A 25,573-nucleotide genomic window follows, 5' to 3' on the forward strand; every position below is an offset into this window, starting at 1 on the left:
CCCATTCCCCATTCTCCATTCCCCACTCCCCCTTTACAAATATGAACACCACAACCAGCAAATCTAAGGAATTTGAACAACACTATTCGGGGACACTTTCAGATTATGTAACTGCGATCGCTTGGTCGCCACAAGGTCAAACTTTAGCAGCAACTTCCGCCGCCGGGGAAGTAGTTTTGTGGAATGATGGCGAACTCACAAGCTTACAAACCGATAACGGTAAATCAGTAGACTGTCTGGCATTTTCCCCAGATGGAAAATTTTTAGCCGTTGGCGGACAAGATGGACAGGTGAAAATTTGGCGCGACACTGAATTAATCGCCACCTTGGAAAATGCCCCCGCATGGGTTGACAAGCTAGCTTGGAATTACACTAGTAACCAACTGGCTTTTAGTTTGGGGCGTTACGTCCAAGTTTGGGATGCAGATACTCGTGAAATTGTCGTGACGCTGAATTTCGATAACTCTTCAGTATTGGGGATAGATTGGCGGATTGACGGAGAATACTTAGCCATTAGTGGTTACAAGGGAGTCAAGATTTGGCATAGTCAAAACTGGGATGAAGAACCATACAGCTTAGATATGACTACTGTCAGTTTAGCTATGGCTTGGTCGCCCGATGGCAAATTCCTGGCTTCTGGCAACATGGATCGTAGTGTCACCGTTTTAGAATGGAACAATCCCGACCCTTGGGTAATGCGTGGCTTCCCTGGTAAAATTCGCCAATTGGCATGGTCAGAAGCTATGACCAAAGTAGGTGCGCCAATATTGGCATCTTCTAGCGTTGAAGGTATTGTAGTCTGGGAAAAGCTAGAGGATGATACTTTAGGTTGGGAAGCACGAGTTTTAACTAATCATGTGGGCGTGATTAATGCGATCGCCTTTGCACCCAAAAGCTTCCTTCTCGCTTCTGCTGCTGCTGATGGCTGGTTGTGTTTGTGGAACAAAGCCAAGGAAGTATCCCAAATTATCACAGGTGTCTCAGCAGGATTTTCTACCCTAGCTTGGCATCCCCAAGGCAAGTTACTGGCCGCAGGTGGCGAACAGGGCGAATTACTTGTATGGTCAAAGGTTTTGCGGGGTCAAGGATTCGGGCGTAATTAAACAATACTTGGTAATTAAAATTGAAGCAGGGCAATTTATTAGCTATGCTGTATCAGCAAAGCTATCTTCGTGTGAATTATGAACATAGTCAAACTGATTTTACTTGCCTGTCCCGCATTTCTGGTATCCATGCTGCTGGTAGTCAATCCAGCAAACGCATCTAGCCTGAAATCTGTATATACTACCCAAATAATGACAGTAGTATCTACACAACAAATTCCCGATCTGGTAACACCAAAGTTTACTCAAACATCCCATCCAATTACTGATAAACTCGGTTGCAATTGTGCCAACTGTGTTCAAGCTAAATTTCAGTCGTTACAAGGCAAGCTGCCATCCGTCGGTTTTTAATAAAGTTAGGAGTTATGAATATTTTCGGGGCACAGCAATGCTGTGCCCTTATTAATTTTATAAGCTTTTTGTACGTGGCGATCGCCTACGGCACGCACCTGACTTTTCACGTTATGTGGAAAAGTCCACGAAAACCTAACCCCCTAACCCCCTTCCCGACACGGGAAGGGGGAAAATTCAAAGTCTTTCTCCTTTTAGGAGAGAGATTTAGAGAGAGGTTTTTCAGATACCGTGAAAAGTTAGGGCAAGCACTGATTGCAGCATTCTTATTTATGATATTCGCTAAAGGTAACGCCGGAAAACGAAGTAGAAAAGTTGTTAGGTAAATTTCTAGATACTGAGAAAGCTGCTGGTAAGCCAGTGAAATTGGCGCAATCGCTATCTGCACCCAAGCTGTTAAGCTCTTGTTAAAAGAGCTAGTCTGGGTATTGGAAAACTTGCTAGAGTGAACAGAGTTAGCCTTAATGTCTAATCCCCAAAACCTATACATCTCATGGATTTTGCTAATATTGCATCCCAGCTAAACGCTGGAACGATTTTACCAGAGGGGATTGTTATTCTCACCCTCTTGGGGGTTTTGATTGTTGATTTGATTTTGGGGCGTACATCCGCACGCTGGATTGGATATCTAGCGATCGCAGGTTTATTTGCTTCGATTGTCGCCCTATATTTTCAATGGGACTCTCCTAATCCCATCGGTTTTACCGGTAGCTTTAACGGTGATGACTTGAGTATCGTCTTTCGCGGCATTATTGCCTTGTCTGCGATCGCAACTATACTGATGTCAATTCGCTACGTTGAGCAAAGCGGCACGCCTTTAGCCGAATTCATCGCTATTTTGCTGAGTGCTACTTTAGGAGGGATGTTTTTATCCGGGGCTAGTGAGTTGGTGATGATTTTCATCTCCCTAGAAACCCTGAGTATTTCCTCTTACTTGTTGACAGGTTATACCAAGCGCGATCCCCGCTCTAATGAAGCGGCGCTGAAATACTTGTTAATTGGAGCTTCCAGTACAGCAATATTTTTGTACGGCGTATCACTGCTGTATGGACTATCTGGAGGACAAACTGAACTAAGTGCGATCGCTAATGGCATTGCCACAGCTAAAGGCGGACAATCTTTAGGTCTAGTGATTGCCCTGGTTTTTGCGATCGCGGGTATTGGCTTCAAAATTTCTGCTGCACCCTTCCACCAGTGGACACCAGACGTTTACGAAGGCGCTCCCACCCCAGTCATCGCCTTTTTATCTGTCGGTTCCAAAGCAGCTGGGTTTGCCCTAGCCATCCGTTTGCTGACAACAGCCTTCCCCCTTGTTGCTGACGAGTGGAGGTTTGTCTTCACTGCTCTGGCCGTTCTCAGCATGATTTTGGGTAATGTTGTCGCCCTAGCCCAAACCACCATGAAACGGATGCTAGCTTATTCATCCATTGCCCAAGCTGGGTTTGTGATGATTGGCTTGATTGCTGGTACACAGGCAGGGTATGCCAGTATGATATTCTACCTACTGGTTTACCTGTTCATGAACCTGTGCGGCTTTACCTGCATCATCCTGTTCTCACTACGGACAGGAACCGACCAGATTGCCGAATACTCTGGTTTATATCAGAAAGACCCACTCCTAACACTGGGGTTGAGTATCTCCCTCCTTTCCTTAGGTGGTATTCCACCATTAGCTGGGTTTTTCGGCAAGATTTACTTATTCTGGGCTGGTTGGCAAGCAGGACTTTATTGGTTAGTTTTGCTGGGCTTAGTTACCACCGTCGTCTCCATCTACTACTATATTCGCGTAGTTAAGATGATGGTAGTAAAAGAACCCCATGAAATGTCCGACGCGGTGAAGAATTATCCACAAGTGCGTTGGGATTTGCCTGGGCTAAGACCTTTGCAGGTTGGGTTGGTAGTAACATTAATTGCTACTTCCATCGCCGGGATTTTGTCAAATCCACTGTTTACATTGGCTAACAATTCCATCTCGAATACCCAAATTTTGCAAGCAACAATCAACACTAATGTAAAAGCAGAAAATCCACTGCTTTTACCAAAGTTAGATTCGGTTAGTCAGTCTCAACCCTCAGTTGATTCTACTGCTAAGATTTAATAATCCGAGTCTCAACTACACTTTGTATTCAAAGACACGCCTGTTTGCTAATGAGCAGACAGGCGTTTGTCATATATTTTCACTTAAAATAAAATTTATAACTTATATTTAAGTTCAGATAAATACTTGTAATATAAATAAAAATATTACTAATGGATAATCTTTCTTGAGATACACCCAATTATTGTTTCCCAAGGTAAATGGCTTTGAAAACTTACCTCGCCAGATTGGGAACCGCTATATCTTTCTTTTTAACAAAAATACTAAAGTAGTAATTAACTTTTTTTAGACTGAGCTAACAGGTATCTTAATTATAAATTCTGCACCTTTTCCTGGTTCAGAAAAACAGCTAAGTTGTCCGCTATGTTTTTCAACTATAATCTGATAGCTGATATATAGCCCTAGTCCAGAACCTTTGCCCACGGCTTTAGTGGTGAAAAACGGATCGAATAGTTTTGAGTGAAGTTGTTCATTTATTCCCAAACCATTATCAGCAATACTAACCTCTATCCATTTTTCATCGATTACCTCAGTTTTAATTTGAATTTGAGGGTTATTCTTTGTAAGTTTTTGATTGTCATTGTTCGCTGACGCCTCCAGTGCATCGATGGCATTTGCAAGAATATTCATAAACACTTGGTTGAGTTGACCAGGGTAGCAAGTTACATTCGGCAGTTGACTATATTTTTTGATGACTTTGATTTCTGGGTAATTATCTGAAGCTTGCAGACGATGATCCAAAATCATTAAAGTACTATCAATTCCTTCATGAATATTAACTTTCTTAAGTTCTGCTTCATCAAGTCTGGAAAAGTTACGTAGTGATTTAACAATTTCCTGAATACGTTCTGTTCCCACTTTCATTGACTGGAAGAGTTTAGCTATATCTTGAATTAGAAAATCTAAGTCTATTTCTTCTACTTGCTTTTGGATTTCTGGAGGAGGACTTGGATAAACTTGTTGATAAATTTCCACCAATCTCAATAAATCCTGAGTATATTTATGGGCGTGGTGAAGGTTTCCATAAATAAAACTCACGGGGTTATTAATTTCATGGGCAATGCCAGCAACCATCTGACCTAAACTAGACATTTTCTCAGCTTGGATAAGCTGAGTTTGGGTAAGTTGCAGTTCATTTAGCGTTTCTTGTAAAGCAGTTGTACGTTCCTCAACTCGAATTTCTAGCTCTTGATTCGCTTTCCAGAGCGCTTCCTCTGCCTGTTTGCGTCTCTGAACTTCTTTTGCTAACTCATCGATTTTTTCGTTCAGGAGTACGAAATTACTGGTGGCTACAACTCTATTTTCTAAGCGTAAGAGAATTAATGCTGAAGATTCAGGAGACCAAGGTTGAATAACTGCTCCTTGACTACGACATACCAACATTTGCCCATCATTCTTTCGTAAAGTCAAGGAGCCAATAACCATTGCTCTGCTACTTGAACAAGCTTGCAGGTATTTTACAATATCGTTGGTAGACTCAGTTACAAGTTCAAAGATCATTCTTCCCGGCAATTCCTGACGGCGGCATCCCAGCATATCTGCTACTGGTTGATTGGTAGCTAACAGCTGACCTTCACTACTTACCAGGAGTAAAGGTTCTGGTAAAACTCTAGCAAATTCAAGAAATTGTTCAGGAGTCATGGGTTTTCAACTTCAGAGTTCGACTCTACTTTACATATCTGCACTCAAGTTTGTATCCTGGGGTTGCTTTAGGGCTAAAGGGTTTAGACAGATTCTACTGTCCTAAAGTATTCTCGACCTTCTGCATCTTCTGCCTCTTCTGTAAGTTTTAAGTAAACAATAACTCTACATCCCGGATCGCCCTGTGCTATAGTCTCTTGCAATTCTACTTTCGCATATCCCAGATTATTAGCTGCGATCGTCCCAAAGACATTTGAAGTCATCATACACATAGCAGGACGATTAAGGACTTTTTCCCCAAATGGGCAGACGCGGTTGCCAAAGATAATTTTTTCATCATCCTGCTCAATGACATAGAAATCGCCTTGGATTCGTTTTTTTAAGTCAATCAAGACATCAGCGACCTGCTTACGAGAAAGGTTGGAAACCTCCAGGGCAGATTTGTAATCTTGGTTGAGCTGCCTAGCCATTCTTTGACCAACTACGCTAATAAACCCAGAAGCTTCTTCTAAGCCAACTACGTCCTGCAAAGTGCCAGATAATTCTCTGATTAATGTACGTAAAAATATATCGCGTTCTAAAGAAACATTAAGCGTAGCTATTGAGTGGTTAAGTGCATTAGTCATAAATTTTGAACACACAATCTTGGAACTACAGTTATAGAGTTCCCCAAAATAGCTCTAAAGTAACTGCTTTAATCTCTTTATTCATAGAAATTGTGCTTACTTTTGTTTCTAATTAATAAATGGTGATGGTCATCACAAATTCTGAACCTTGTCGTTGCGACAGTTGCCAATTTTGCAAAGTCTCGTCTAGCTTATGTCCCCATTTTCACCCAATACACTTGGATTAAGGCTTAATCCTCCTTAACCCTCTTAAAAAATAGGGAATTAAGCTTCCCTTTTTAAGAGGGGTTGGGGGGAGCTTCTGGCGCAAAATATCACTAATCCAAGTGTATTGCATTCTCACCCCACGCACAAATTCGCTTGCTTACAATCAAAACAAAAGGTTACTATTTTTCATAAATAAATTTTGTCGCCCTGAAACCATAATTAATTACGAATTCTGAACCACTAAATATTTTATAGCTATGGTCTGCTAATACATTGAAGATTTATTTTTACTAATTTTTACTAATATTAATTTAAAAAATTGGCATTCTTGCTTGCTACTTTAATCAATTGGAATGGTGATTATAAACTCAGAACCTTCTCCTAACACAGAATTTACTTTTAGAGTCCCTTTATGTTTTTTGACAATTATTTGATAGGCTATTGATAATCCTAATCCTGTTCCTTTCCCGACAGGTTTAGTTGTAAATAAATGGTCAAACATTTTTTGCTGAACATCAGCCGATATTCCCATACCATTATCTTTAATCCTAATCATGGCATAATTTGTATCTTCAATTAGAACAGTATAAATTGTAATTTGATTGGGATTTTCTTTAATTTCATTAAAACTCAGTTCAGAGTTAGATTCCTCTAAAGCATCAATGGCATTTGCCAATAAATTCATAAATACCTGATTTAGTTGTCCTGGAAAACATTTTACTAAAGGGAATTCACCGTAATGTTTAACTACTTGAATATCAGGACGAATCTTATTAGCTTTCAAACGGTGCTTGAGAATTATGAGAGTGCTGTTAATACCTTCATGAAGGTTAAAGAGAACTTTTTGTTCTGTATCTGCTCTAGAGAAAGTTCGCAAGCTATTGCTAATGTTACAAATGCGATCTGTGCCTTCTTTCATCGAGGAAATGACTTTAGGCAAATCCTCGCGCACATATTCCAGATCGATCGCTTTGATTGTTTCTTGAATTTGCTGAGATGCTTTGGGATAAGTCTGCTGATAGAGGTCGATGAGATATAACAAATCCTCAATATACTCTTGAGCCGGAGTTAGATTACCTGCTATAAAGCCAACTGGGTTATTAATTTCATGAGCTACATCTGCAACAAGACTTCCCAAAGTAGACATCTTATTCTGCATTATCTGAAGATTAAGAAGCATCATTTCTAGTTCATGGCTTCTTTCTTCTAACTTGTTTTGATATTGGTGTAATTCATCAATTACGTTCCTGAACAAGCATTCTTTTTTTTGATTTATCTCTTCGAGTTTTATCCGGTCTAATTCAGAGCGTTCCAATTTTTTTTGGATAATTCTATTCGCTTTTTTTAGTTCTTTAATTTCTTTCTGATAATCCACAATTTCCATCAGTTTTTACCGAATTCCCAAAATTAAAGTTACAAAACTTTCATTATGAAATTGCGTATGGCTAATTCGATCTATAGGAGCAATCTCTCCATAAGAATAAAATCCACAGGCAGGTAAATAATCAGTCAAGCAAAGTTTTGTATTCTGGTACTCTTCTTGTGCCCTCGTACCCAGTATTTGCCGACGAGCTACACATGAAAAGAACAAAACAGCACTTGGTTCTGCACCTGGATAATTATCTAAGGCATTCGTGAATGAAGCTTTGGAAGCTGCCAAAATATCTTCATAGGCTGCTTCTGAAATTTGAATAACTGCCTGGTCAGGAATATCTCCAAAAAAGGTTATGCTACCAGATTCTTGATTGTAAGCAATAGGTGCTCTTATATAAAAATTGTCTCCATTCCGATCAAAGACTGCTAGCGGATATTCCATTGAAGGAGGAAGCAAACCTAGATAATGGCGATAAAAACCTAAAGCTGGCTTACCATCTATTTCATAGACTATGTTCTTATCTACCTTAGTCACTTTGCTCATTTGACCGATGGGATGCCAACCACTTGCAACACCGTGGGAAAACAATATTGTGCCGGAAAAAAGCAGAATTGGTACAGAATCACTTAATACTTCTGTTTGAAAAAATTGATATGTATTTTGATATCTTGACTGATCGCCTGCCAAACCACCGAATATCGGCACATATTGACCAAGAGCTAACTTTAAGCCATTCAATATAGATACACCGCTAGTTGTAAGGCTCTCTGGATGAGTTAAGCATAGCCTTGGAGATGCGGTACTTTTTGCTTTTGCTTGCTCCACAGCTTGTTTAGTTGCAATAATTGGATCGCCTGAAACTTTGCGTCCAACTCCTGCATAAATTTCAACTTCGTCTGAGCAAAATAACATCAAGGTGATTGAGTCCTGCTGAAACTCTAAGAGTGAAGATATTTCTCCATCTGTTGTTCCACCAATCAACTCAATCCCCGGAAAAGCCTGATTAACTTGCTGCAAAATGAGAGAATGTTCGTAGTCAATTGCAGCAAAAATAATACCAGCTTTTGGTATTCCTCCTGCAAGAGAACTGGCACATTGCTGAATAAGTTCTTCAACTGCTGATAAAGAATCTGGGTCGTTACTGTGACCTACTACTGCCTTGAACATAAACTTATTTATTATCTTTCTGAACACGACTTACTATGATTCTTAAATAGGAAGCTTAATGATAAACTCCGAACCTTGTCCTAATGCTGAATTTACCTCTAGACTACCTCCATGTTTTTCGACAACAATTTGACGGGCAATTGATAATCCTAATCCTGTACCTTGACCCACAGGCTTTGTAGTGAATAAATAGTCAAATATTTTTTGCTGGACATCAGTCGGCATACCTACACCATTATCTTTAATCCTAATCAAGATATTGTTTTTATCTTCAGTGAAAGTAGTTTGAATCAAAAGTTGATTAGGATTTGCTTCAATTTCAATATAGGTACGTCCTAAATTAGACTCCTCTAAAGCATCAATAGCATTAGCTAACAAATTCATAAATACCTGATTTAGCTGTCCGATAAAGCATTCTAAGTCTGGCAAATTGCCGTAATCTTTAATTACTTGAATATCAGGACGATTTTCAGATGCTTTTAAGCGGTGTTTGAGGATCATGATTGTACTGTCGATGCCATCATGAATGTTGCAATAAACTTTGCGATCGCTATCTGCTCGAGAAAAGGTTCTTAGACTGGTACTAATGTTACGAATGCGCTGGACACCCTCTTTCATTGAGGAAATTAAGTTAGGTAAATCAGAAAGCATATACTTCAAATCTATCGCTGCAATTTCCTCTTCAATTTCTGGAACCGGATTAGGATAGTGCTGCTGATAAAGATCGATGAGGTTAATCATATCTTTAAAATATACTGAAGCGTGTCCGAGATTTCCATGAATGAAACCAACTGGATTATTGATTTCATGAGCAACTCCTGCTACTAGTTGACCAAGGGCAGACATTTTTTCTGTCTGTACAAGCTGAAGTTGAGACTCTTGTAGGTCTTTTAATGCCCTAGACAACGCTGCTGTCCTTTCTGCAACTCGTTTTTCTAAAGTTTTTGTGAGATTTCGTAATTGAAGATGGGTTTTAATTCGAGCTAATAATTCTTCTTCATGAAAGGGTTTAGTGATGTAATCAACTGCTCCTATACTTAAACCTTTTACTTTACTATTAGTGTCAGAATTCGCCGTCATGAAAATTACGGGGATATCACAAGTTGCTGAGTTTTCTTTCAACCTTTTACAAGTTTCAAATCCATCTATACCAGGCATCATTACATCTAACAAAATCAAATCAGGGATTCTAGATTCAACCTGTTTTAGTGCCCTTTCCCCATCATTTTCTGTAGTAACTTCAAAGCCGACATTAGTTAATATCTCAAAGACAAATTCTAAATTTGTAGTAGTATCATCCACTACTAAAATTAAACTATCTTCTAGTACATTAAGCGTTTTTTCACCTTGCTTGTAATTCATGTATTTAAATTAATTTGACTCCTTGTTAGTTGTTCGCTATTCGCCCTGCGATCGCTGCTAAGTCAGCTCTATTTTATCCGCAGACTCACTGACTTTATTTCTCATCTGACAATCCTATAGTTCCCAAAAAATCTGATAACAGCAACATTCTCATACTAAATTCCCCTATGGAACCACAGGAGCGATCGCTAATGACATCAACCAGCAATCTTCACTTTCACCAGAGTTGAAAATCCGCTTTTATGAAGGCGATCGCTCTGAAATTAGTCATTATTACCCTTATCTTTTTATAAAAGTAGTGCTAGCACAGAACGATATCCTTGATGCTGTAACTTAACTCTTCCAATTTGTCAACAGTATTTTTTATAAATCAATACAGCCGTAGCTTTTTTATCAAATATTTATTTCTATGGGTTATTATTACCGTGGAAAAACTATCAATCTCTGTAGATAAAATTTTTTGTATTGAATTGGTATTATAAAATATAATTTTTTAGTAAATATCTTATCTGAAACTATATAATTTTGCAAAGGCTAATTTCGGTATAAAGCTATAATATTTCCAAAAACCTTGCTACCAAATTTATCTGGTAAAAATTGCCTCTTGCTGCTTTTTATCTGTGAATTAGCTATTAACGAAAATCGGCGGACAGCTATTCCTTTAAGGGGTGGGACGGAATAACTACCCGGCGATTTAGTCATTAGTACTAATGACTTCGACTTACCCACGGCTTTTTATCCAGATTTTGTATGTAGCAGACCAAATAATAAAAAAGCCTGCCGTTTTCCTTAACTTAAGAACAAACTGCGGCAGGTTTAGTGGGTTTAGGGCTGTTTTGCTAGACTAACAACTAAGTTCAACCCCTTCTCGTGCAAAGACGCTATGCGTAGCTTGCTTCACTTTAGAAGTACGGGCAATTTTAAATTCAAAATTCAAAAATTATAGAGGTGCAGATAATCGCTAGTTATTTTTTCCTATTTTTGAATTTTGTTGTCAACGATGATTTGTCAACATAAGTGTTTTTGAACTAACTATTTTTACCCGCTTTTAATCGGACACCCGTTATTAAAGACGGGGTATTTTCGGCTGCGATAATAATAACAAGCACAAATACTACTTAATTTTTTGTTTAATAAAAGTCACAACCTGAGTTAGCTGTTTCTTCAAACCATCAATTTCTGCTTGCATTTTGACAATTTTCTCGTTCAACGCATTAATTTCTGCATTGGAGACTCCTCCGGCACTAGGGGTTGCGTTGCTTGCCACCGTAGGCATCGCAGTATTTGCAGCAGTAGGAGTTGCTACCGTAACATTAGCGACGCTAGGAGTAGCTAATGTTACGGTAGGAGCACCAGAAATAGTAATTGTGCTATTTTTAACAGCAGTTGCTGCTCCTACTGACACTAGTTCTGGGCGTGGCTGTTTCGCCTTGGTCATAGCTAACTTAATTGCATTAATTAGTTGCTTCTGATCGAAAGGCTTGCCCAGAAATTCAAAGTATTCAAAGGGTTCTGTGATTTTCTCAGTCACCTCTTCCTTGCGACCAGACATGATCACCAAAGGAATTTTCCTTAACTCCGGATCGGCTTGAACTTTCTGGAAAACCTCCCAGCCACTCATTTTAGGCAACAGGAAATCCAGCATAATCAGGCTGAGTTTTTCCTGAAGAATGAAATTTAGTCCTTCCAAACCGTCTTTTGCTTCCAGTACCTCAAAATTGCCCGGAGGCAACATTTCTCGTACTTTTACCCTGACAACTGTAGTGTCATCGATAACTAAAATCTTGTTGCTTGCCACGACTGTTTGCTCTAACAGAAACTTTAAGTGTAAATAGCGGCTTTGCCGATTGTCATTGAGAATTCCCCCACTATATACAAAATTTCTAGGAATTGGGGGATAGTATATTTCGGTATAAATGACATTCCTAGAGGTGTTTTACAAAACTTTTGCTTACGCTCTTTTCAATTTGTGTCATGGTGATATTTAAGGCTTTAGCTTTGTTCTAGGGCATACAGGGACATGAAGACACGGAGACACGATGACTTCAGAGCATCCCCGCGTCTATTCTTATCTATCATTTGTTAATTGACAGACCACTACTCTATATCCGCATCTTGCTTGGATGTCTATGATTTCGTCACAACAAGCCGAACTAAAGTCTGAAATTACGGCAATGCCTAGCTGGTTACGTCGCCCTATTGGCAGAGCCAGTGAAATCTCTACCGTACAACGCATTATTAAGCAGCGCCAAATTCACACGATTTGCGAAGAAGGGCGCTGTCCCAACCGGGGGGAGTGCTATGCCCAAAAAACTGCGACTTTCTTACTAATGGGGCCTACTTGCACACGCTCTTGTGCTTTCTGTCAAGTAGATAAAGGTCATGCACCAATGCCTCTTGATTTAGAGGAACCCCAAAAGGTAGCACAGGCGGTGCAGCTTTTAGGATTGCGTTATGTGGTGCTGACTTCTGTAGCCCGTGATGACTTGCCCGATGGGGGCGCTGGACATTTTGTAGAGACGATCGCGACTATCCGCCAATTGAACCCAGAGACTCAAATCGAAGTGCTGACCCCAGATTTTTGGGGTGGTGCTGGTGTAGGGGAGTCAGGACAACGCCAGCGGATAGCGATGATTGTAAAAGCTAAACCAGCTTGTTTCAATCACAATATTGAGACAGTGCAGCGGTTAACTGGGCCAGTGCGCCGAGGAGCCAAGTACGATCGCTCGCTCTCGGTACTGGCTATGGCTAAAGAAATCGATTCGACTATTCCCACCAAATCAGGTTTGATGCTGGGACACGGAGAAACACTTGATGAAGTCGTTGAAGCAATGGCCGATCTAAGGGCTGTGGGGTGCGATCGCTTGACTATGGGGCAGTATATGCGTCCATCTTTAGAACATCTGCCAGTCCAAAAATATTGGACTCCAGAGGAATTCGATCGACTCGGCAGATTAGCATGGGAAATGGGATTCAACCATGTTCGTTCTGGGCCTCTGGTTCGCAGTTCCTATCATGCTGGAGAGGAGGGAGCAGGGGAGGCAGGGATGAGGGAGCAGGGGAGGCAGGGGGAGCAGGGGAAGAAATAACCAATGCCCCATGCCCCATGCCCAATTCCCAATTCCCAATCCCCAATTCTCAACTTCACACAAATATTCTTGAAGAATTTGAGTATTTGGTACGCCAGTTTGGTATTTCTTAAAAAGTCATGACATAAGGAGAATCGCATTATGACTGCTAAAAACAAAGATTTACCAGTTGCCGACAGTGGAGCTAAACCTCCCTACCCCTATCGCACAGGCTGGGCACTGTTCTTGTTAGCTATCAATTTCCTGGTAGCAGCCTGGTATTTCCACATTATTGAATAGTTAGAAGTGGAGTGGTGCTGCTCAAATCGTTCCTTTGAATAAACCTTTGGGACGAATGAGCAGCACCAAAATCATGATTAACAGTGCTACACCTTGTTTGTACTGCGAACCCAGCCAAGGAGTGCTGATTTCTTGGACGATGCCAATAATAAAAGCTGCTGCGATCGCACCGTAAGGGTTGCCAATCCCACCAAGAATTACTGAGGCAAACAATGGTAAAATTAGAAACCATCCCATATTCGGGCGCACGGCTGTAATTAACCCATACATACTGCCGCCTAATGACGTAAGAGTGCCAGCAATTAGCCAAGTCCAGAAAATTACTCGATCGACATTGATACCTGAAACCCTGGCTAAGTCCAGATCGTCAGCAACTGCTCGCATCGCCTTACCAATTTTGGTATTTTGCAACAGGTAATGCAGCCCCAAAATTGCTAGCACCGCTAACCCCAATACTAATAATTGATTTTGCGGTATCTTTAAACCCAAAATATCTAAAGCTGGCGTAACAGGTAAATTATAATTTTGGTTCTTGCCACCCCAGATAAAAATAATCCCATTGCGAATAAATAAGGCAAGTCCGATAGAAATAATTATCAGCGTAGTGGAAGTAGCACGGATAGAGCGCATCTTTGACCACAGTAATTTTTCGGATAACAGCATTGCTGCTACTGTTCCTGCCGCCGCCAAAATCATCGACAGCCAAATATTGACTCCAATAGTGTTTATCAACCATGTCAGATAGGCTCCTAGAGTTAGAAAGTCACCATGAGCAAAGTTAGATAACCGTAAAATTCCGTAGGTAAGAGTGAGTCCGACTGCGGCTAGAGCAATAATGCTCCCCACAGCAATGCCATTAACGATTAGTTGGGCGGTATCCATAAGCCTTAAGTTGCGTTCAAAAATTTTAGGTCAGTGGTTTATATAATAATTTTTTTGGATTAGCTGCTAAATTCGACATCATAAGTTATGGTTTATAACAACATAAGTTATGGTTTATAAATAAAACATAATTCTCCGCTAATATACATAGAATCCTTTTCGGTTTTTATGCGAAGCTAAACTTGTTCAGCGGTCTAGTTGACCATGCAGCAGTACTCAAGCTTATCAGACCACAACTCACAGATAGATACAACGCCAAAACTCTTGACAACAATTCAGCAACTTCGCGCCAAGTTGTGGCTGGAGAGCAGCTTGAACCAGTTGCAAAGTCGCCTTAATGATTGCCTGCTTTCTGCTTGTAACACTGTCCCACAGGCAGGAACAGCAGAAGCAGAAATTCTCCAAACAGTAGTCAACGAGATTAACAGTGCTTTTCATAGCAGTAATTTGGCGCTTACAGATTGTGCCGTAGGCATCGCTCTGTTTCAACCACAAGAAACTGTTGCTACAGTTTGCTATGTTTCTTGTTCTCTATCCCCAAACTCACAACCTTTATTTCTAGAATTGCTGACAGCAGAAAAAAAGCTGCTGTTGAGATTGCAAGAGGTCATAGAACTCAAAGATTTACAGCAGCTTGAGAATCAACAAATACCGAGCGCTTGGCGGTTAGCTGATGATTCTGGCAATGTCATGGGCTGGCTAATTATGGCCGCAACACCCCTAAACTCCGATCGCGAGTCGCTGATAAAATCACAAGCTCAACTCAGATCGCAATTTATGGAAAGGTCTGCCAAACACTGTACTACAGCCTTAGTACAACTTAGACAGATCCTGTCTTGGCAGCAACGGTATCAACAGTTAAGTAACTCTAATCAAGAATTGGAGCGCACCAATCAACTCAAAAATCAGTTTCTGGCAAATACCAGCCACGAAATTCGCACACCCCTTAGTTCTATTATTGGGTTTACTCACCTGCTTTTAGCGCCAGGGTACGAACCAGCTAAAGAACGCCAGCAAGAATATTTAAATATCATTCAGTCTAGCGGCAAGCACTTGCTAGCTCTGATTAATGATATTTTGGATCTCTCTAAAATTGAAGCAAATCAGCTGGAGGTGCAGTGGGAAACAATTGATGTGCCAGTGCTGTGTAGCAATGTTTTCGCACTGGTGAAAGAGAAAGCTGCTAATAAGGGTTTGAAACTGTGCCTAGAACTTGAACCCAATATTACAACTCTAGTAGCCGACCCCTTGCGACTCAAGCAAATGCTGTTGAATTTAATCTTCAATGCCTTAAAGTTTACCAGCAAAGGAAGTGTTGGCTTACAAGTTGCTCCCAAAGGTCTATTTGTCCATTTTACAGTTTGGGATACTGGCAGTGGCATTTCCCAAGAAGACCAGGCTCAACTGTTTGAACCCTATTTCCAAATTGCCAAGGCTGTCGCTGGTGGTGCTGAAGGTACTGGTTTGGGTTTAGCTGTGACTCGAAAACTCGCCGAAATTCACGGTGGTTCTGTAAAAGTGGAATCTGAAGTAAATTGCGGTTCCCGTTTTACTCTTTTACTTCCCCTTAAGCAAGAGGTGGGAGTGGGGGGAGCAGAGGGAGCAGAGGGAGCAGGGGAGGCAGAGGAGGCAGGGGAAGTAAAAGACTCCTCATATGCTTTGCCTTTGACTCCTAGTTCTTCTGTAGAGATTTTGCTGGTAGAAAATGACTTACCCAATGCTGATTTGATGCAAATTTATCTACGTAAATTAGGATATCAGGTGACTTGGGTTAAGAATGCTGGCGAGATGTGGGAAGCTCTAACACAGTTAGACCCAGTGGTAATTTTAATGGATGTACATCTGGCAGATGGAAATGGTCTTAACTTGGTGCAACAACTGCGAGAAAATCGGCAATATCGGACGATTCCGGTAATTGTTCAAACGGCAATGGCGATGAAAGGCGATCGCGAAACTTGTCTAGCCGCAGGAGTAAATGACTATATTTCTAAACCAATTGATTTACCACTTTTAGCCAGTCTGATAGCTAAATACAGCAAACCGCCAACAAAAGAGGAGTAGGGGAGGCAGTGCGGTCTTGGAGGTTTCCCCCAGGAGCAACTGCCGTCGAGCAGAGGGAAATGACTACAATGGAATTTGTTGGGTGCTGTAGGGTTTTGGCAGGATTGGGAAATGATGCTGACAGAAAAATTTGAGCAATTAAGAGCCTTATTTCAAGAAATGGAGCAGGCGTTGATTGCCTACTCTGGGGGCGTTGATAGCACTTTGGTTGCCAAAATTGCTTATGATGCGTTGGGCGATCGCGCTTTGGCTGTCACGGCTGTTTCTCCTTCGCTATTGCCAGAAGAGTTGGAAGACGCCAAAATTCAAGCTGCAACTATTGGGATTCCTCATAAAATCGTCCAGACTCACGAGATGGAAAATCCCAATTACACCTCTAACCCTGTTAACCGCTGTTATTTTTGCAAAAGTGAGTTGCACGATACTCTCAAACCTTTAGCTTTACAGTTGGGTTATCCCTATGTGGTGGATGGGGTAAATGCCGATGATTTGCATGATTATCGCCCAGGAATTCAGGCGGCTAAGGAAAGAGGTGCGCGATCGCCTTTAGCAGAAGTGGGTGTCACTAAAATAGAAGTTCGCCAACTTTCGCAACAACTCGGTTTATCTTGGTGGGATAAACCTGCTCAACCTTGCCTCAGTTCTCGTTTTCCTTATGGTGAAGAGATTACTGTCGCTAAGTTGCAACGAGTCGGCAGAGGAGAAATTTATCTCCGAAAACTAGGTTGGCAAAATTTGCGCGTGCGATCCGAAGGGGATACGGCCCGCATTGAATTACCACCAGAACAAATTAAAGAGTTTGTGTTGAGTAACGATTTACAAACATTAGTTTCTGCGTTTCAAGATTTTGGATTTATCTACGTAACCTTAGATTTGGAAGGTTATCGCAGTGGGAAGTTAAATCAGGTTTTGAATCGGGAAGCCTTGGGTGTTAAAGTATAGAATTTTAGTTGTATAAAGATAAAGTTTATAGCTATTTACCTTCTAGAGAAACTAGAAAGCAACCGTTAATTCTCCAAGAATTATCCGGTTGTTTTTCCATGAAATATAAAGCCCTCAAGGGAACTCCATCAGGAGCAAGTAGCAGCACTGGTTGAGTTATGTTTCCCTGGATGGTTGTTATCTTCTCAAAAAAGACAGAGCGAGGACGGTATACTCCTGGATAGGTTGTCTTGACCATCTGCATAAAATTTTCTGGAGTTCCAAATTGCGCCTGAATTGCCGGACTAGCGAAGGCAAAAGCGCCTTGGGCATCATCCTTTTTAAAGGCTGCCAATTGGCGTTCAACTACAGAACGGATGTTGACGGAATCGGGATCGGGAACTTCCATAAATCTCAAAATAGCGTAGGCGCAGCCCGTCGTAGACATCGCGATCGCTCGATGCTTTTAGCAATCGCTCAATTCTGGTGCTGAGTGAGCTTGTATTCTATCTGTTGTAGTGCCGAACGCCACACATCATAACCCTCTTGAGACAGGTGCAACCCATCTGTGGTTAACTCTGGGCGCAAATTGCCTTCCATATCCGTAAACCAGCTATAGACATTTAGATAATTAGCACTTTCTTGCTTGGCAATCAGGGTTAGTTGTGTGTTGATGTGACGAATGCGGCTATTGGAAATTTTTGGCAAGCGAGTAGGCAAAATGGATTGGACAATAATTTGAGTTTGTGGATGAGCCTGCCGTAAACGCCGGATAATTCGGCGATAATTACGCAAAATTGTTTCATCACTAGCGCCTTTTCGTAAATCGTTAATCCCAGCCATGATGTAAATCACATCCGGCCGCGTTGCCGAAAATGCCCCCAATCTTTTTAAAACGCCACTGGAAGTATCTCCAGATATGCCTTGATTCAGCCACAATTTACCTGTCGGCAGTTTTTCTCTAGGAAACCACATGCTCAAAGAATCACCAACTAAGATACTTAGATGATTTGCACCTTGACCTTGAGCGATCGCTCTAGCTTCTAAAGTTAGTAAACTTTTCCAATCGTCATAAGTTAGTTGACGTTTCTTAATCGACTCCCACAATGTTTGCAAATTATCACTATCTACGCGTGTATAAATCTGACCTGTTTTCAGAGCCGCCAATCTTTGGTAGTAAAGTTGATTGCCAGATGTCAGTGAGATACCAGCTGCTTGGGTACTGGGGTTGAGTGATGACTCTGTTGGGACTGGTAATCCCTGACTGCTGAATTCTGGTACGCTAGGGGCGTTTTTCTCACCTACTGTTGGCTGCGAGCTTTTTAGGGGTTGGAACGCTTGGCCGCTCAGTTCTGATAAGGAGAGATCGACGCTGGAGATAATTTTTGTACTGACTATTGCCTGTGAACCCTGTTTTAAATCCCACAGGAATCTAGAACTTTCTGGGAGGACAATTGACAGATGTGGAAGAGCCGATGCTGGTATTGCTAATCCTGTTAACAAGCCTGCTGCCAACAGATAAGGGTCCCTCATCGCGTTCTCTCTCCTCTACTCACTGCTTTTCCCTATGACAGCATTAGTTGTCTGTATTCAGGAAAATTTTACTTCGGTTAAGTTATTATTCTTATTTACGCTGTATAGTTCTGTAAAGCGTGTTCACGAGATTATATTTGACAATTTACGATCTCTTTAAAGTAGGGTTTTCCCAGTGGTATACAAGTCTTATTTGTGAGAATACTTCTACTGAAAGCACTGTTTTCATCAGCCGACCACTTTCCATAACTCAGTTGTCACAATTATTGCAAGTGTTTGCAAACTCGGCAATTAGTGAGTGATTTTTGAGTCTCTCAGGACAGAGGCTTTTGATTTTGATGTTGCGAATACAGGGAATAAGCATTTATCTGATTGAAGGTTTCCAGATTTCAGTACATTGTGGCGATCGCATGAGAGTTTGCTAGACCCAGAAGCGATGTCTGACAACAAGCCGTTTTACGTCTACATTTTTTAATTTTTCATATGAAATTAAGCGGTGCAAATGCATCAGTTATCAAATATGCGATTAGTCAGATAAAGGGTTTGAGAATTAGCACAAGAGAAAGGACAGACGCTAAAAGAAGTTTCTGACCGTTCTGGGATAATTTACAGTACAGTGAGAGGTTATGCCTGTCGTCCAGGAATCACAACAGTTGACTTTACTACCATTCACAAATTAGCTCGCACCTTTGATGTGACGATTGAAGACTTAGTAAAAATTCTAGAGCAATAGGCAAAAGTTTAACTGTTGAGAATATTGATATCATACGATGCTGTGCCTTCAATGAGCAAGCATCAGATTTACCGTGCTGAGAATTTAAGAACTTACTCAAAAAACCTGTTTTATTGAGGATCGAGCAGGTTTAGGATAGTCTGGAGCCATCTACAGTGCTGTCAGACACTATACCCTTTATACTGGAATGACAAAAGTTAAATTTATTTTCATTTAAAATTAGGCTCTTACCTTTGATGCCATGATTGAGGGTTTGATATAGATTGTCCAGTAGTATGATAATGCCCCGCACCGAGAACCGTTGTTCTCTATATACGTAATTTTAAATTTATGTTTACTCTTTGAAGTATGGCTTGAAATACGTTTAAATTAAGTTTTACCTCTAGAGAATAAGCTCATTTAAAGTGCTAATATTTAGGCTGAATCATTAGTGTTTTCCTTTTATTCCGTGGCTAGAGCTAGTACAGCGATTGGTGTCAGTCCCATTATTAAAGAGATTGTGCAAAAACAGGCACATTCGACACGTTTGACCCTGAAAGAAGTTATTCTTATGGGAATGTTAGCAATTGACAAACTAGACGATCAAGCCCGTCAAGAGCTAGCCGATCGAGTTCATCAAATGCAGGTGAATGGAGAAATTTAATTGAGTAGTTATGAGTTACGAGTTATGAGTTATAAATCTTAACTCCTCACTCCTGACTCTTCACTTAATTTAGTTATTCGCTAAATCGATAACGACTTCCCATTACATAATTCTCATTAATTTCAAAAGATATCCATCGGCGTTGCAGAGTCTCGGCAACAAACCCAGTTGTATTAGAACCTGCGAATGGATCTAAAACTATATCACCTTCATCAGTTAAGAATTTGATGAAGAACTCGGCGAACCCTTGAGGAAAACGTGCTGGATGGGGTCTAACTTCTGCTGCTTTGCAGCGTCGTAAATAAGCGCTATTCGATTCAGTATTAGCAATTTCTAGTAAATTTGGTGGAATTGCGCCCTGGTTATCCTTTTGGAATTTATCCGAAATATCATGTCCACTAGGACGTATTTTTGCTTTATAGCCATTTTTGAGTAATTGTTTCATACTTTGGCTATAGGGCTTTAAAACTTTTCTGTTATCTGCTTTAGGATTCGGTGTTTTAGACAACCACCAAACTGTATTTACTGAGTCTTTCACACGAATTCGCCTAATTGTCACCCACTCAGCAGGGGTTGGTAGTCGAGCCGGATTGTAGTGGTAAAATTCTTGAGCAAGAAAGAAACCTACTTCTTTGCATAATCTAACTAAAAGTTCGTATTGGTAGATACTTCGCACGGGATTGCCAGGAAGGTAAGCGCCACCTAAATCTAGTACGAATGAGCCATTATCTGCTAGTACTCTTTTAAATTCATAGGCAAAAGGTAAAAACCACTCAATATATTTTTCAGCAGTTTCATTACCGTATTCTTTTTTTCGTGTAAGAGCAAATGGAGGTGATGTGATAATTAAATTAATACTATTATCATCAATGAATTTAATAAGTTTAAGGCTATCACCTAAATATGCTGCTCCGTTCTGCTGGGTGTAAGAGGGATTAAAAATTATTTCTTTTGGTGGCGTTATTTGTTCTTCTTGCAATAGTTATAAAAGTAACTCGTTTTTTATAGTTATAACTTGTTTTGGTATTGTCCAAGTATTTAATTTTAAAAGTTATTTTTTGAACGCAGAGCTACACAAAGGAATGCAGAGGAGTATATTAACTTTGGATGCACTGGTTAGCGTGACATTTGTTCTTGCCAGTTTGTTATGTTAAGCGATAGCACTCTTAATTACCAGGCTAATTAAGAGTGCTAAATATTTTCTACACTGCAATTATTTTTTTCATAATACAGGCAACCTCACCATAACCAGGATTTCCAGTTAGTCCTTGTAAATTATTATGCTCTATATCTTCATCTTGACCCAGCTTACTTGTCCACTTCCCATTTAACAATTGTCTGGCAACGTGTTTTGGTACTTTGTTTGAATTAACATATATAGCTATTTTTTGGAATCCTTCTTCCAAGACATCATCTTGACAGATTTCATAGCCAAGTGTGCCAAATGCCTGTTGGAAAGCCTCAATAGTCTCCTCTCTAGGAACACCAGGAGGCCAATACTCTTCATATTGAGCATCTGGCCACCACCAATTTTGATCATTTTCTGCTGCCCAAGCAACACAGTTATACTCAGTTGTATCTGGACTTGTGAGCTTATAACCGTGGGTAACTAAATTGGGATAATCACGTTCAATGAATGATTTTACATAACTAACCCAGGCATTATTGCCTACCACTTATAGCCCCTCTGTCTACCCCAATCAAGCCAAGCTTTAGTCATCTCTTTCGTGTTTCCTCGATGTTCTGAAGGCACTGGATCTTCTCTTGTAATAGACTTTAATGCCCAGAACCAGCGTCCAGTTTTCTTTTCTAGCTCTCTTAATAGGAGTGGGATTGCAGCTTCGCCCATTCCTATAATCTGTTGGTATGCAGGGTGCATTGACATTTGGTTAGTAGATGATACACCACGATTTTCTTGACGCCATTGGTTAACAAGGGCTGTAAAGGTTATTTCTAAGTCTATCTGTCTAGATACAAAGCTATATCGAGAGCGTTCTAGTGCATATTTACGATCTTTAGCACTTTTTAAGAAGAGTAAATTGTCACCGTTCTTCTCATCACCTATTCTTCGTTTATCTTCAGAACCATTCCAGTCAAATCGAGCTTTTAATTTGCCTTGATTCATCTCATTTGCATTTTTGCTCGGTAAATAATCAGGTTGAGAGCGCTTTAAATTATGTTGGTCTTTCGTAACCCACGGATTACACTTTTCTACAGCAACTAACATTTTTATAACCTTTACTCTACATTCAGGTAATTCAAGTATGGAATATTTGCTCTGCCTAGCATCAATTTGATAGATTTTCCTTTTTGATCTGCTCTATCTAACTGTTGGCGTAATTCTTCTAAATCTATTGAATCCAAAGCTACAAAAAACTCATGTGTACCCTCTAAATCTGCATACTCAATTTTCAGCATATGAACTATTACGACAGCTGCTGGCCCTTTTTCTAAATCACGTTCAAAGATAGGACGCATATCAGTAAGAACACGAGAGCCTGTGAATATACGTTCATGGTCACGCATCACATTAATTGCTTTGGATGTAACACTAAGAACACCATCAAATTCTAAAAAAGCAGCTAATCGTCGCTCAAATTCTTGTTTTTCTCTTCCAGAAAGATTGGGAAGGTCTTCATCATTCTGAACAGCCTGACTAATTCTTTCTACGATTTTATTTGTCGGTACTTCCAAATAATCTCGAAGATTGTACAGAGAAATTAATGCTTCTATCAAATCTTCTACTTCTTCTACAGTTAAGGCTTCAACTTGTGAAGCCACTATTGATGCCAAATCCTCGATAAGTAGTGAAGGGGGAGCTTGCCTCAAAGCATCAATTAATTCATCTACAGTTCTGGCGTCTACAGTTACAAGTTGTTTGAACCCAGGCTTATATTTTTCTGGGATTTCCAGTTCTGTCATGTTACTCCTGTCCCACTACAATAACCTAAGATTCTTGCTAGATGAAAAATAAGTTGAAAAAGACTGCAAATTTAAAAAGACTGCAAAACTGTGTAATACCAGGCATAAATAAATCGGGTCAAAACTTAAATAGTATGTTTTAACAAAACTTTATTTAGACGAATCACTGCAATTGTACCAAATCTATTGCTTCCATCTCCAGAGATTATTTATAAGCAAACAATAGCCAATACGAGAAAAAAATCCCCCACCTTGCGGCAGGGGATTTTTATTACTTATCTACAAAACTAGCAGCCGAATTAACCGAACTTACCAGCAGTAGAAGCAATCAAGAATGCGGCGTAAGTCACGATGTAGCCAACAGTGAAGTGAGCTAGACCAACTACACGACCTTGAACGATAGATAGAGCAACGGGCTTATCTTTCCAGCGAACTAGGTTAGCTAGAGGAGTGCGTTCGTGTGCCCAAACAAGGGTTTCAATCAACTCTTGCCAGTAACCTCTCCAGGAGATTAAGAACATGAAGCCAGTAGCCCAAACTAGGTGTCCGAACAGGAACATCCAAGCCCAGACAGACAGGTTATTCACGCCGTAAGGGTTGTAACCGTTAATCAACTGAGCAGAGTTAGCCCAGAGGTAATCGCGGAACCAGCCCATGAGATATGTAGAGTTCTCATTGAACTGAGCTACGTTGCCTTGCCAAATACCTAGATGTTTCCAATGCCAGTAGAACGTAACCCAACCAAGGGTGTTGAGCATCCAGAATGTAGCGAGGTAGAAGGAATCCCAAGCTGAGATGTCGCAAGTACCGCCACGACCGGGGCCGTCACAAGGGAAGGCATAGCCAAAGTCCTTTTTATCGGGCATCAGCTTAGAACCACGGGCATCCAAAGCACCTTTGACCAAGATCAAGGTGGTGGTGTGCAGACCCAAAGCGATCGCATGGTGAACCAAGAAGTCGCCAGGGCCAATTGTCAAGAACAGGGAGTTAGTACCAGCATTGATGGCATCTAACCAGCCTGGTAGCCAAACGTTAGCGTAGTTGGGCCATGCTGTGTAAGCAATACTATCTGGGTTAGATAGCAATGTATCTAAACCGTAGAGTACTTTACCGTTTGCAGCTTGGACGAATTGAGCAAATACTGGCTCAACTAAGATTTGCTTTTCAGGAGTACCGAAAGCAACTACTACGTCATTGTGTACGTACAGACCAAGGGTGTGGAAGCCCAAGAAAAGGGATACCCAGCTGAGGTGGGAAATAATCGCTTCTTTGTGCTTCAGCACGCGCTCAAGAACGTTGCCCTTATTTTGCTCTGGATCGTAATCACGAACCCAGAAGATTGCTCCGTGAGCAAAAGCACCAAGCATCAGGAATCCAGCAATATACTGGTGATGCGTGTACAACGCTGCCTGGGTTGTGTAGTCCTTCGCAATAAATGCGTAGGAAGGCATGGAGTACATGTGCTGCGCTACCAGGGAGGTTACAACACCTAGCGCTGCTAAGTGCCAACCTAATTGGAAGTGCAGGGAGTTGTTGTAGGTGTCGTAGATACCTTGGTGAGGTAGGTTAAACGGTCCTTCAACAGGAATACCGAAGAAATTCTTGGCATTCAAGGCTTCTTTGAGACTGTGACCAATCCCAAAGTTTGTCCGGTACATGTGACCAGCAACGATGAATAAAACTGCGATCGCTAAGTGGTGATGAGCTATGTCAGTCAGCCACAAAGCTTCTGTCTGGGGATGGAAACCACCCAAGAAACTCAGAATTGCAGTTCCTGCACCTTGCGATGTCCCGAATATATGTCCAGGAGTGTCAGGGTTTTGAGAGTAAACACCCCAGTTGCCTGTAAAGAATGGTGTCAAACCTGCTGGGTGGGGTGGGGTATTCAGGAAGTTATCCCAACCTACGTGCTGACCGCGAGCTTCGGGGACAGCAACGTGAATTAAGTGACCAGCCCAAGCCAAAGAACTAACACCAAACAAACCTGCTAAGTGGTGGTTTAGGCGATGTTCCGCGCTCTTAAACCATGCCAAGCTAGGACGGTACTTGGGTTGCAAGTGCAGCCAACCAGCAAACAATAATACAGCAGCGAATAATAGCAAGAACACTGAACCGTTGTACAGTTCGCCGTTATTCCGCATACCGATGGTATACCACCAATGGTAGAGACCAGAGTAGGTAATGTTTACCGGATTACTAGCGCCCGCTTGGGTAAAAGCTTCGATCGCTGGTTTACCAAAGTGGGGGTCCCAAATCGCATGGGCGATGGGACGGATATGAAGGGGATCTTTAATCCACTGTTCAAAGTTACCTTGCCAGGCCACGTGGAACAGGAGGCTGGATGCCCACAGGAAGATGATTGCCAAGTGACCGAAGTGAGTTGCGAAAATCTTTTGGTAAAGATTTTCTTCCGTCATGCCATCATGGGTTTCAAAATCGTTGCCTGTAGCGATCGCATACCATATCCGACGAGTCGTCGGGTCCTGTGCGAGATCCTGGCTAAATTTCGGAAATTTTGTCGCCATAGGTTTAATAAATCCTCTGACCTTTAGCCATCAAATATCAGCGTCTAGAGTCCTG

At 41.1% G+C, this 25,573-nt stretch carries 22 protein-coding genes and 1 pseudogene; 9 read left to right on the forward strand and 14 right to left on the reverse strand.

Going from position 1 to position 25,573, the window contains the following annotated elements; translation table 11 throughout:
* Nucleotides 1-41 precede the first annotated feature (41 nt).
* The 3 genes from V7L01_RS21075 (at nucleotide 42) to V7L01_RS21085 (ending at nucleotide 3,552) form a co-directional block, all read left to right on the forward strand.
* Entirely contained in the window at nucleotides 42-1,103 is a 1,062-nt protein-coding gene (locus V7L01_RS21075) for a WD40 repeat domain-containing protein (RefSeq protein ID WP_335038058.1), read from the forward strand.
* Nucleotides 1,104-1,181: 78 nt separating this feature from the next.
* Nucleotides 1,182-1,454: a hypothetical protein gene (locus V7L01_RS21080; RefSeq protein ID WP_335038059.1), complete on the forward strand. Its 273-nt coding sequence runs from the start codon at nucleotides 1,182-1,184 to the stop codon at nucleotides 1,452-1,454.
* A gap of 493 nt (nucleotides 1,455-1,947) precedes the next feature.
* Entirely contained in the window at nucleotides 1,948-3,552 is a 1,605-nt protein-coding gene (locus V7L01_RS21085) for an NAD(P)H-quinone oxidoreductase subunit N (protein WP_335038060.1), read from the forward strand.
* Nucleotides 3,553-3,837: 285 nt separating this feature from the next.
* Here V7L01_RS21085 and V7L01_RS21090 read toward each other — a convergent pair whose 3' ends face one another.
* From V7L01_RS21090 to V7L01_RS21115, 6 genes are all read right to left on the reverse strand, one after another.
* Nucleotides 3,838-5,193 carry an ATP-binding protein gene (locus tag V7L01_RS21090; RefSeq protein WP_335038062.1) on the reverse strand — a complete coding sequence of 452 codons (1,356 nt, stop codon included), beginning with the start codon at nucleotides 5,191-5,193 and terminating at the stop codon, nucleotides 3,838-3,840.
* A gap of 83 nt (nucleotides 5,194-5,276) precedes the next feature.
* Nucleotides 5,277-5,819: a methanogen output domain 1-containing protein gene (locus V7L01_RS21095; RefSeq protein ID WP_335038064.1), complete on the reverse strand. Its 543-nt coding sequence runs from the start codon at nucleotides 5,817-5,819 to the stop codon at nucleotides 5,277-5,279.
* A gap of 547 nt (nucleotides 5,820-6,366) precedes the next feature.
* The gene (locus V7L01_RS21100) at nucleotides 6,367-7,410 is read right to left on the reverse strand and encodes a sensor histidine kinase (RefSeq protein ID WP_335038066.1); all 1,044 of its coding nucleotides are present in this window, start codon (nucleotides 7,408-7,410) and stop codon (nucleotides 6,367-6,369) included.
* Between the two features lie 6 nt (nucleotides 7,411-7,416).
* Nucleotides 7,417-8,568, reverse strand: a complete 1,152-nt coding sequence (locus V7L01_RS21105; RefSeq protein WP_335038068.1) for an FIST signal transduction protein — start codon at nucleotides 8,566-8,568, stop codon at nucleotides 7,417-7,419.
* Between the two features lie 42 nt (nucleotides 8,569-8,610).
* On the reverse strand, nucleotides 8,611-9,930 hold the full coding sequence (locus V7L01_RS21110) for a hybrid sensor histidine kinase/response regulator (RefSeq protein WP_335038069.1): 1,320 nt from the start codon (nucleotides 9,928-9,930) through the stop codon (nucleotides 8,611-8,613).
* Between the two features lie 1,114 nt (nucleotides 9,931-11,044).
* On the reverse strand, nucleotides 11,045-11,728 hold the full coding sequence (locus V7L01_RS21115; protein ID WP_335038071.1) for a response regulator: 684 nt from the start codon (nucleotides 11,726-11,728) through the stop codon (nucleotides 11,045-11,047).
* A 331-nt stretch (nucleotides 11,729-12,059) separates the two neighbouring features.
* Between V7L01_RS21115 and lipA the strand changes: the two genes are divergently transcribed.
* Nucleotides 12,060-13,019 carry a lipoyl synthase gene (lipA, locus tag V7L01_RS21120; protein WP_335038074.1) on the forward strand — a complete coding sequence of 320 codons (960 nt, stop codon included), beginning with the start codon at nucleotides 12,060-12,062 and terminating at the stop codon, nucleotides 13,017-13,019.
* 141 nt (nucleotides 13,020-13,160) lie between these two features.
* On the forward strand, nucleotides 13,161-13,298 hold the full coding sequence (locus V7L01_RS21125) for a photosystem I protein PsaX (RefSeq protein WP_335038076.1): 138 nt from the start codon (nucleotides 13,161-13,163) through the stop codon (nucleotides 13,296-13,298).
* 21 nt (nucleotides 13,299-13,319) lie between these two features.
* On the opposite strand, the gene V7L01_RS21130 is transcribed toward V7L01_RS21125, so the two are convergent.
* Entirely contained in the window at nucleotides 13,320-14,180 is an 861-nt protein-coding gene (locus V7L01_RS21130) for a branched-chain amino acid ABC transporter permease (protein ID WP_335038078.1), read from the reverse strand.
* A 204-nt stretch (nucleotides 14,181-14,384) separates the two neighbouring features.
* Between V7L01_RS21130 and hrmK the strand changes: the two genes are divergently transcribed.
* Together hrmK and larE are read left to right on the forward strand one after the other, a co-directional pair.
* Nucleotides 14,385-16,241 (forward strand): hybrid histidine kinase/response regulator HrmK, encoded by a 1,857-nt coding sequence (gene hrmK, locus V7L01_RS21135; protein ID WP_335038079.1) that lies wholly within the window; start codon nucleotides 14,385-14,387, stop codon nucleotides 16,239-16,241.
* Nucleotides 16,242-16,355: 114 nt separating this feature from the next.
* Nucleotides 16,356-17,183: an ATP-dependent sacrificial sulfur transferase LarE gene (gene larE, locus V7L01_RS21140; RefSeq protein ID WP_335038452.1), complete on the forward strand. Its 828-nt coding sequence runs from the start codon at nucleotides 16,356-16,358 to the stop codon at nucleotides 17,181-17,183.
* Between the two features lie 31 nt (nucleotides 17,184-17,214).
* Here larE and V7L01_RS21145 read toward each other — a convergent pair whose 3' ends face one another.
* Nucleotides 17,215-17,571 (reverse strand): DUF4864 domain-containing protein, encoded by a 357-nt coding sequence (locus tag V7L01_RS21145; RefSeq protein WP_335038454.1) that lies wholly within the window; start codon nucleotides 17,569-17,571, stop codon nucleotides 17,215-17,217.
* A 68-nt stretch (nucleotides 17,572-17,639) separates the two neighbouring features.
* Nucleotides 17,640-18,695: an SGNH/GDSL hydrolase family protein gene (locus V7L01_RS21150; RefSeq protein WP_335038082.1), complete on the reverse strand. Its 1,056-nt coding sequence runs from the start codon at nucleotides 18,693-18,695 to the stop codon at nucleotides 17,640-17,642.
* A gap of 547 nt (nucleotides 18,696-19,242) precedes the next feature.
* Between V7L01_RS21150 and V7L01_RS21155 the strand changes: the two are divergent.
* Nucleotides 19,243-19,428: pseudogene (locus tag V7L01_RS21155) on the forward strand (helix-turn-helix domain-containing protein); the annotation flags it as partial.
* A 430-nt stretch (nucleotides 19,429-19,858) separates the two neighbouring features.
* Entirely contained in the window at nucleotides 19,859-20,071 is a 213-nt protein-coding gene (locus V7L01_RS21160; protein ID WP_335038084.1) for a hypothetical protein, read from the forward strand.
* A 73-nt stretch (nucleotides 20,072-20,144) separates the two neighbouring features.
* On the opposite strand, the gene V7L01_RS21165 is transcribed toward V7L01_RS21160, so the two are convergent.
* The 5 genes from V7L01_RS21165 to psaB form a co-directional block, all read right to left on the reverse strand.
* Nucleotides 20,145-21,050 carry a DNA-methyltransferase gene (locus V7L01_RS21165; protein WP_335038086.1) on the reverse strand — a complete coding sequence of 302 codons (906 nt, stop codon included), beginning with the start codon at nucleotides 21,048-21,050 and terminating at the stop codon, nucleotides 20,145-20,147.
* Between the two features lie 223 nt (nucleotides 21,051-21,273).
* The gene (locus V7L01_RS21170) at nucleotides 21,274-21,747 is read right to left on the reverse strand and encodes a DUF7689 domain-containing protein (RefSeq protein WP_335038089.1); all 474 of its coding nucleotides are present in this window, start codon (nucleotides 21,745-21,747) and stop codon (nucleotides 21,274-21,276) included.
* Nucleotides 21,741-22,298: a hypothetical protein gene (locus tag V7L01_RS21175; protein WP_335038091.1), complete on the reverse strand. Its 558-nt coding sequence runs from the start codon at nucleotides 22,296-22,298 to the stop codon at nucleotides 21,741-21,743. Before V7L01_RS21175 ends, V7L01_RS21170 begins: the two co-directional genes overlap by 7 nt.
* Nucleotides 22,299-22,309: 11 nt before the next feature.
* On the reverse strand, nucleotides 22,310-22,993 hold the full coding sequence (locus V7L01_RS21180) for a hypothetical protein (protein ID WP_335038093.1): 684 nt from the start codon (nucleotides 22,991-22,993) through the stop codon (nucleotides 22,310-22,312).
* Between the two features lie 299 nt (nucleotides 22,994-23,292).
* Nucleotides 23,293-25,518: a photosystem I core protein PsaB gene (gene psaB, locus V7L01_RS21185; protein ID WP_335038095.1), complete on the reverse strand. Its 2,226-nt coding sequence runs from the start codon at nucleotides 25,516-25,518 to the stop codon at nucleotides 23,293-23,295.
* Nucleotides 25,519-25,573: the final 55 nt, after the last annotated feature.

It is taken from the genome of Nostoc sp., assembly GCF_036917095.1.
GTDB lineage: Bacteria > Cyanobacteriota > Cyanobacteriia > Cyanobacteriales > Nostocaceae > Nostoc.

Bases quoted from the DNA above. Each gene is read 5' to 3' on its own strand.
- V7L01_RS21085 (WP_335038060.1), top strand. From the start codon at position 1,948: ATGGATTTTGCTAATATTGCATCCCAGCTAAACGCTGGAACGATTTTA.
- V7L01_RS21145 (WP_335038454.1), bottom strand. From the start codon at position 17,571: ATGGAAGTTCCCGATCCCGATTCCGTCAACATCCGTTCTGTAGTTGAA.
- V7L01_RS21130 (WP_335038078.1), bottom strand. From the start codon at position 14,180: ATGGATACCGCCCAACTAATCGTTAATGGCATTGCTGTGGGGAGCATT.
- hrmK (WP_335038079.1), top strand. From the start codon at position 14,385: ATGCAGCAGTACTCAAGCTTATCAGACCACAACTCACAGATAGATACA.
- V7L01_RS21180 (WP_335038093.1), bottom strand. From the start codon at position 22,993: ATGACAGAACTGGAAATCCCAGAAAAATATAAGCCTGGGTTCAAACAA.
- V7L01_RS21100 (WP_335038066.1), bottom strand. From the start codon at position 7,410: ATGGAAATTGTGGATTATCAGAAAGAAATTAAAGAACTAAAAAAAGCG.
- V7L01_RS21095 (WP_335038064.1), bottom strand. From the start codon at position 5,819: ATGACTAATGCACTTAACCACTCAATAGCTACGCTTAATGTTTCTTTA.
- psaB (WP_335038095.1), bottom strand. From the start codon at position 25,518: ATGGCGACAAAATTTCCGAAATTTAGCCAGGATCTCGCACAGGACCCG.
- V7L01_RS21080 (WP_335038059.1), top strand. From the start codon at position 1,182: ATGAACATAGTCAAACTGATTTTACTTGCCTGTCCCGCATTTCTGGTA.
- V7L01_RS21125 (WP_335038076.1), top strand. From the start codon at position 13,161: ATGACTGCTAAAAACAAAGATTTACCAGTTGCCGACAGTGGAGCTAAA.
- V7L01_RS21110 (WP_335038069.1), bottom strand. From the start codon at position 9,930: ATGAATTACAAGCAAGGTGAAAAAACGCTTAATGTACTAGAAGATAGT.
- V7L01_RS21090 (WP_335038062.1), bottom strand. From the start codon at position 5,193: ATGACTCCTGAACAATTTCTTGAATTTGCTAGAGTTTTACCAGAACCT.
- lipA (WP_335038074.1), top strand. From the start codon at position 12,060: ATGATTTCGTCACAACAAGCCGAACTAAAGTCTGAAATTACGGCAATG.
- V7L01_RS21150 (WP_335038082.1), bottom strand. From the start codon at position 18,695: ATGAGGGACCCTTATCTGTTGGCAGCAGGCTTGTTAACAGGATTAGCA.
- V7L01_RS21075 (WP_335038058.1), top strand. From the start codon at position 42: ATGAACACCACAACCAGCAAATCTAAGGAATTTGAACAACACTATTCG.
- V7L01_RS21175 (WP_335038091.1), bottom strand. From the start codon at position 22,298: ATGTTAGTTGCTGTAGAAAAGTGTAATCCGTGGGTTACGAAAGACCAA.
- V7L01_RS21105 (WP_335038068.1), bottom strand. From the start codon at position 8,568: ATGTTCAAGGCAGTAGTAGGTCACAGTAACGACCCAGATTCTTTATCA.
- larE (WP_335038452.1), top strand. From the start codon at position 16,356: ATGCTGACAGAAAAATTTGAGCAATTAAGAGCCTTATTTCAAGAAATG.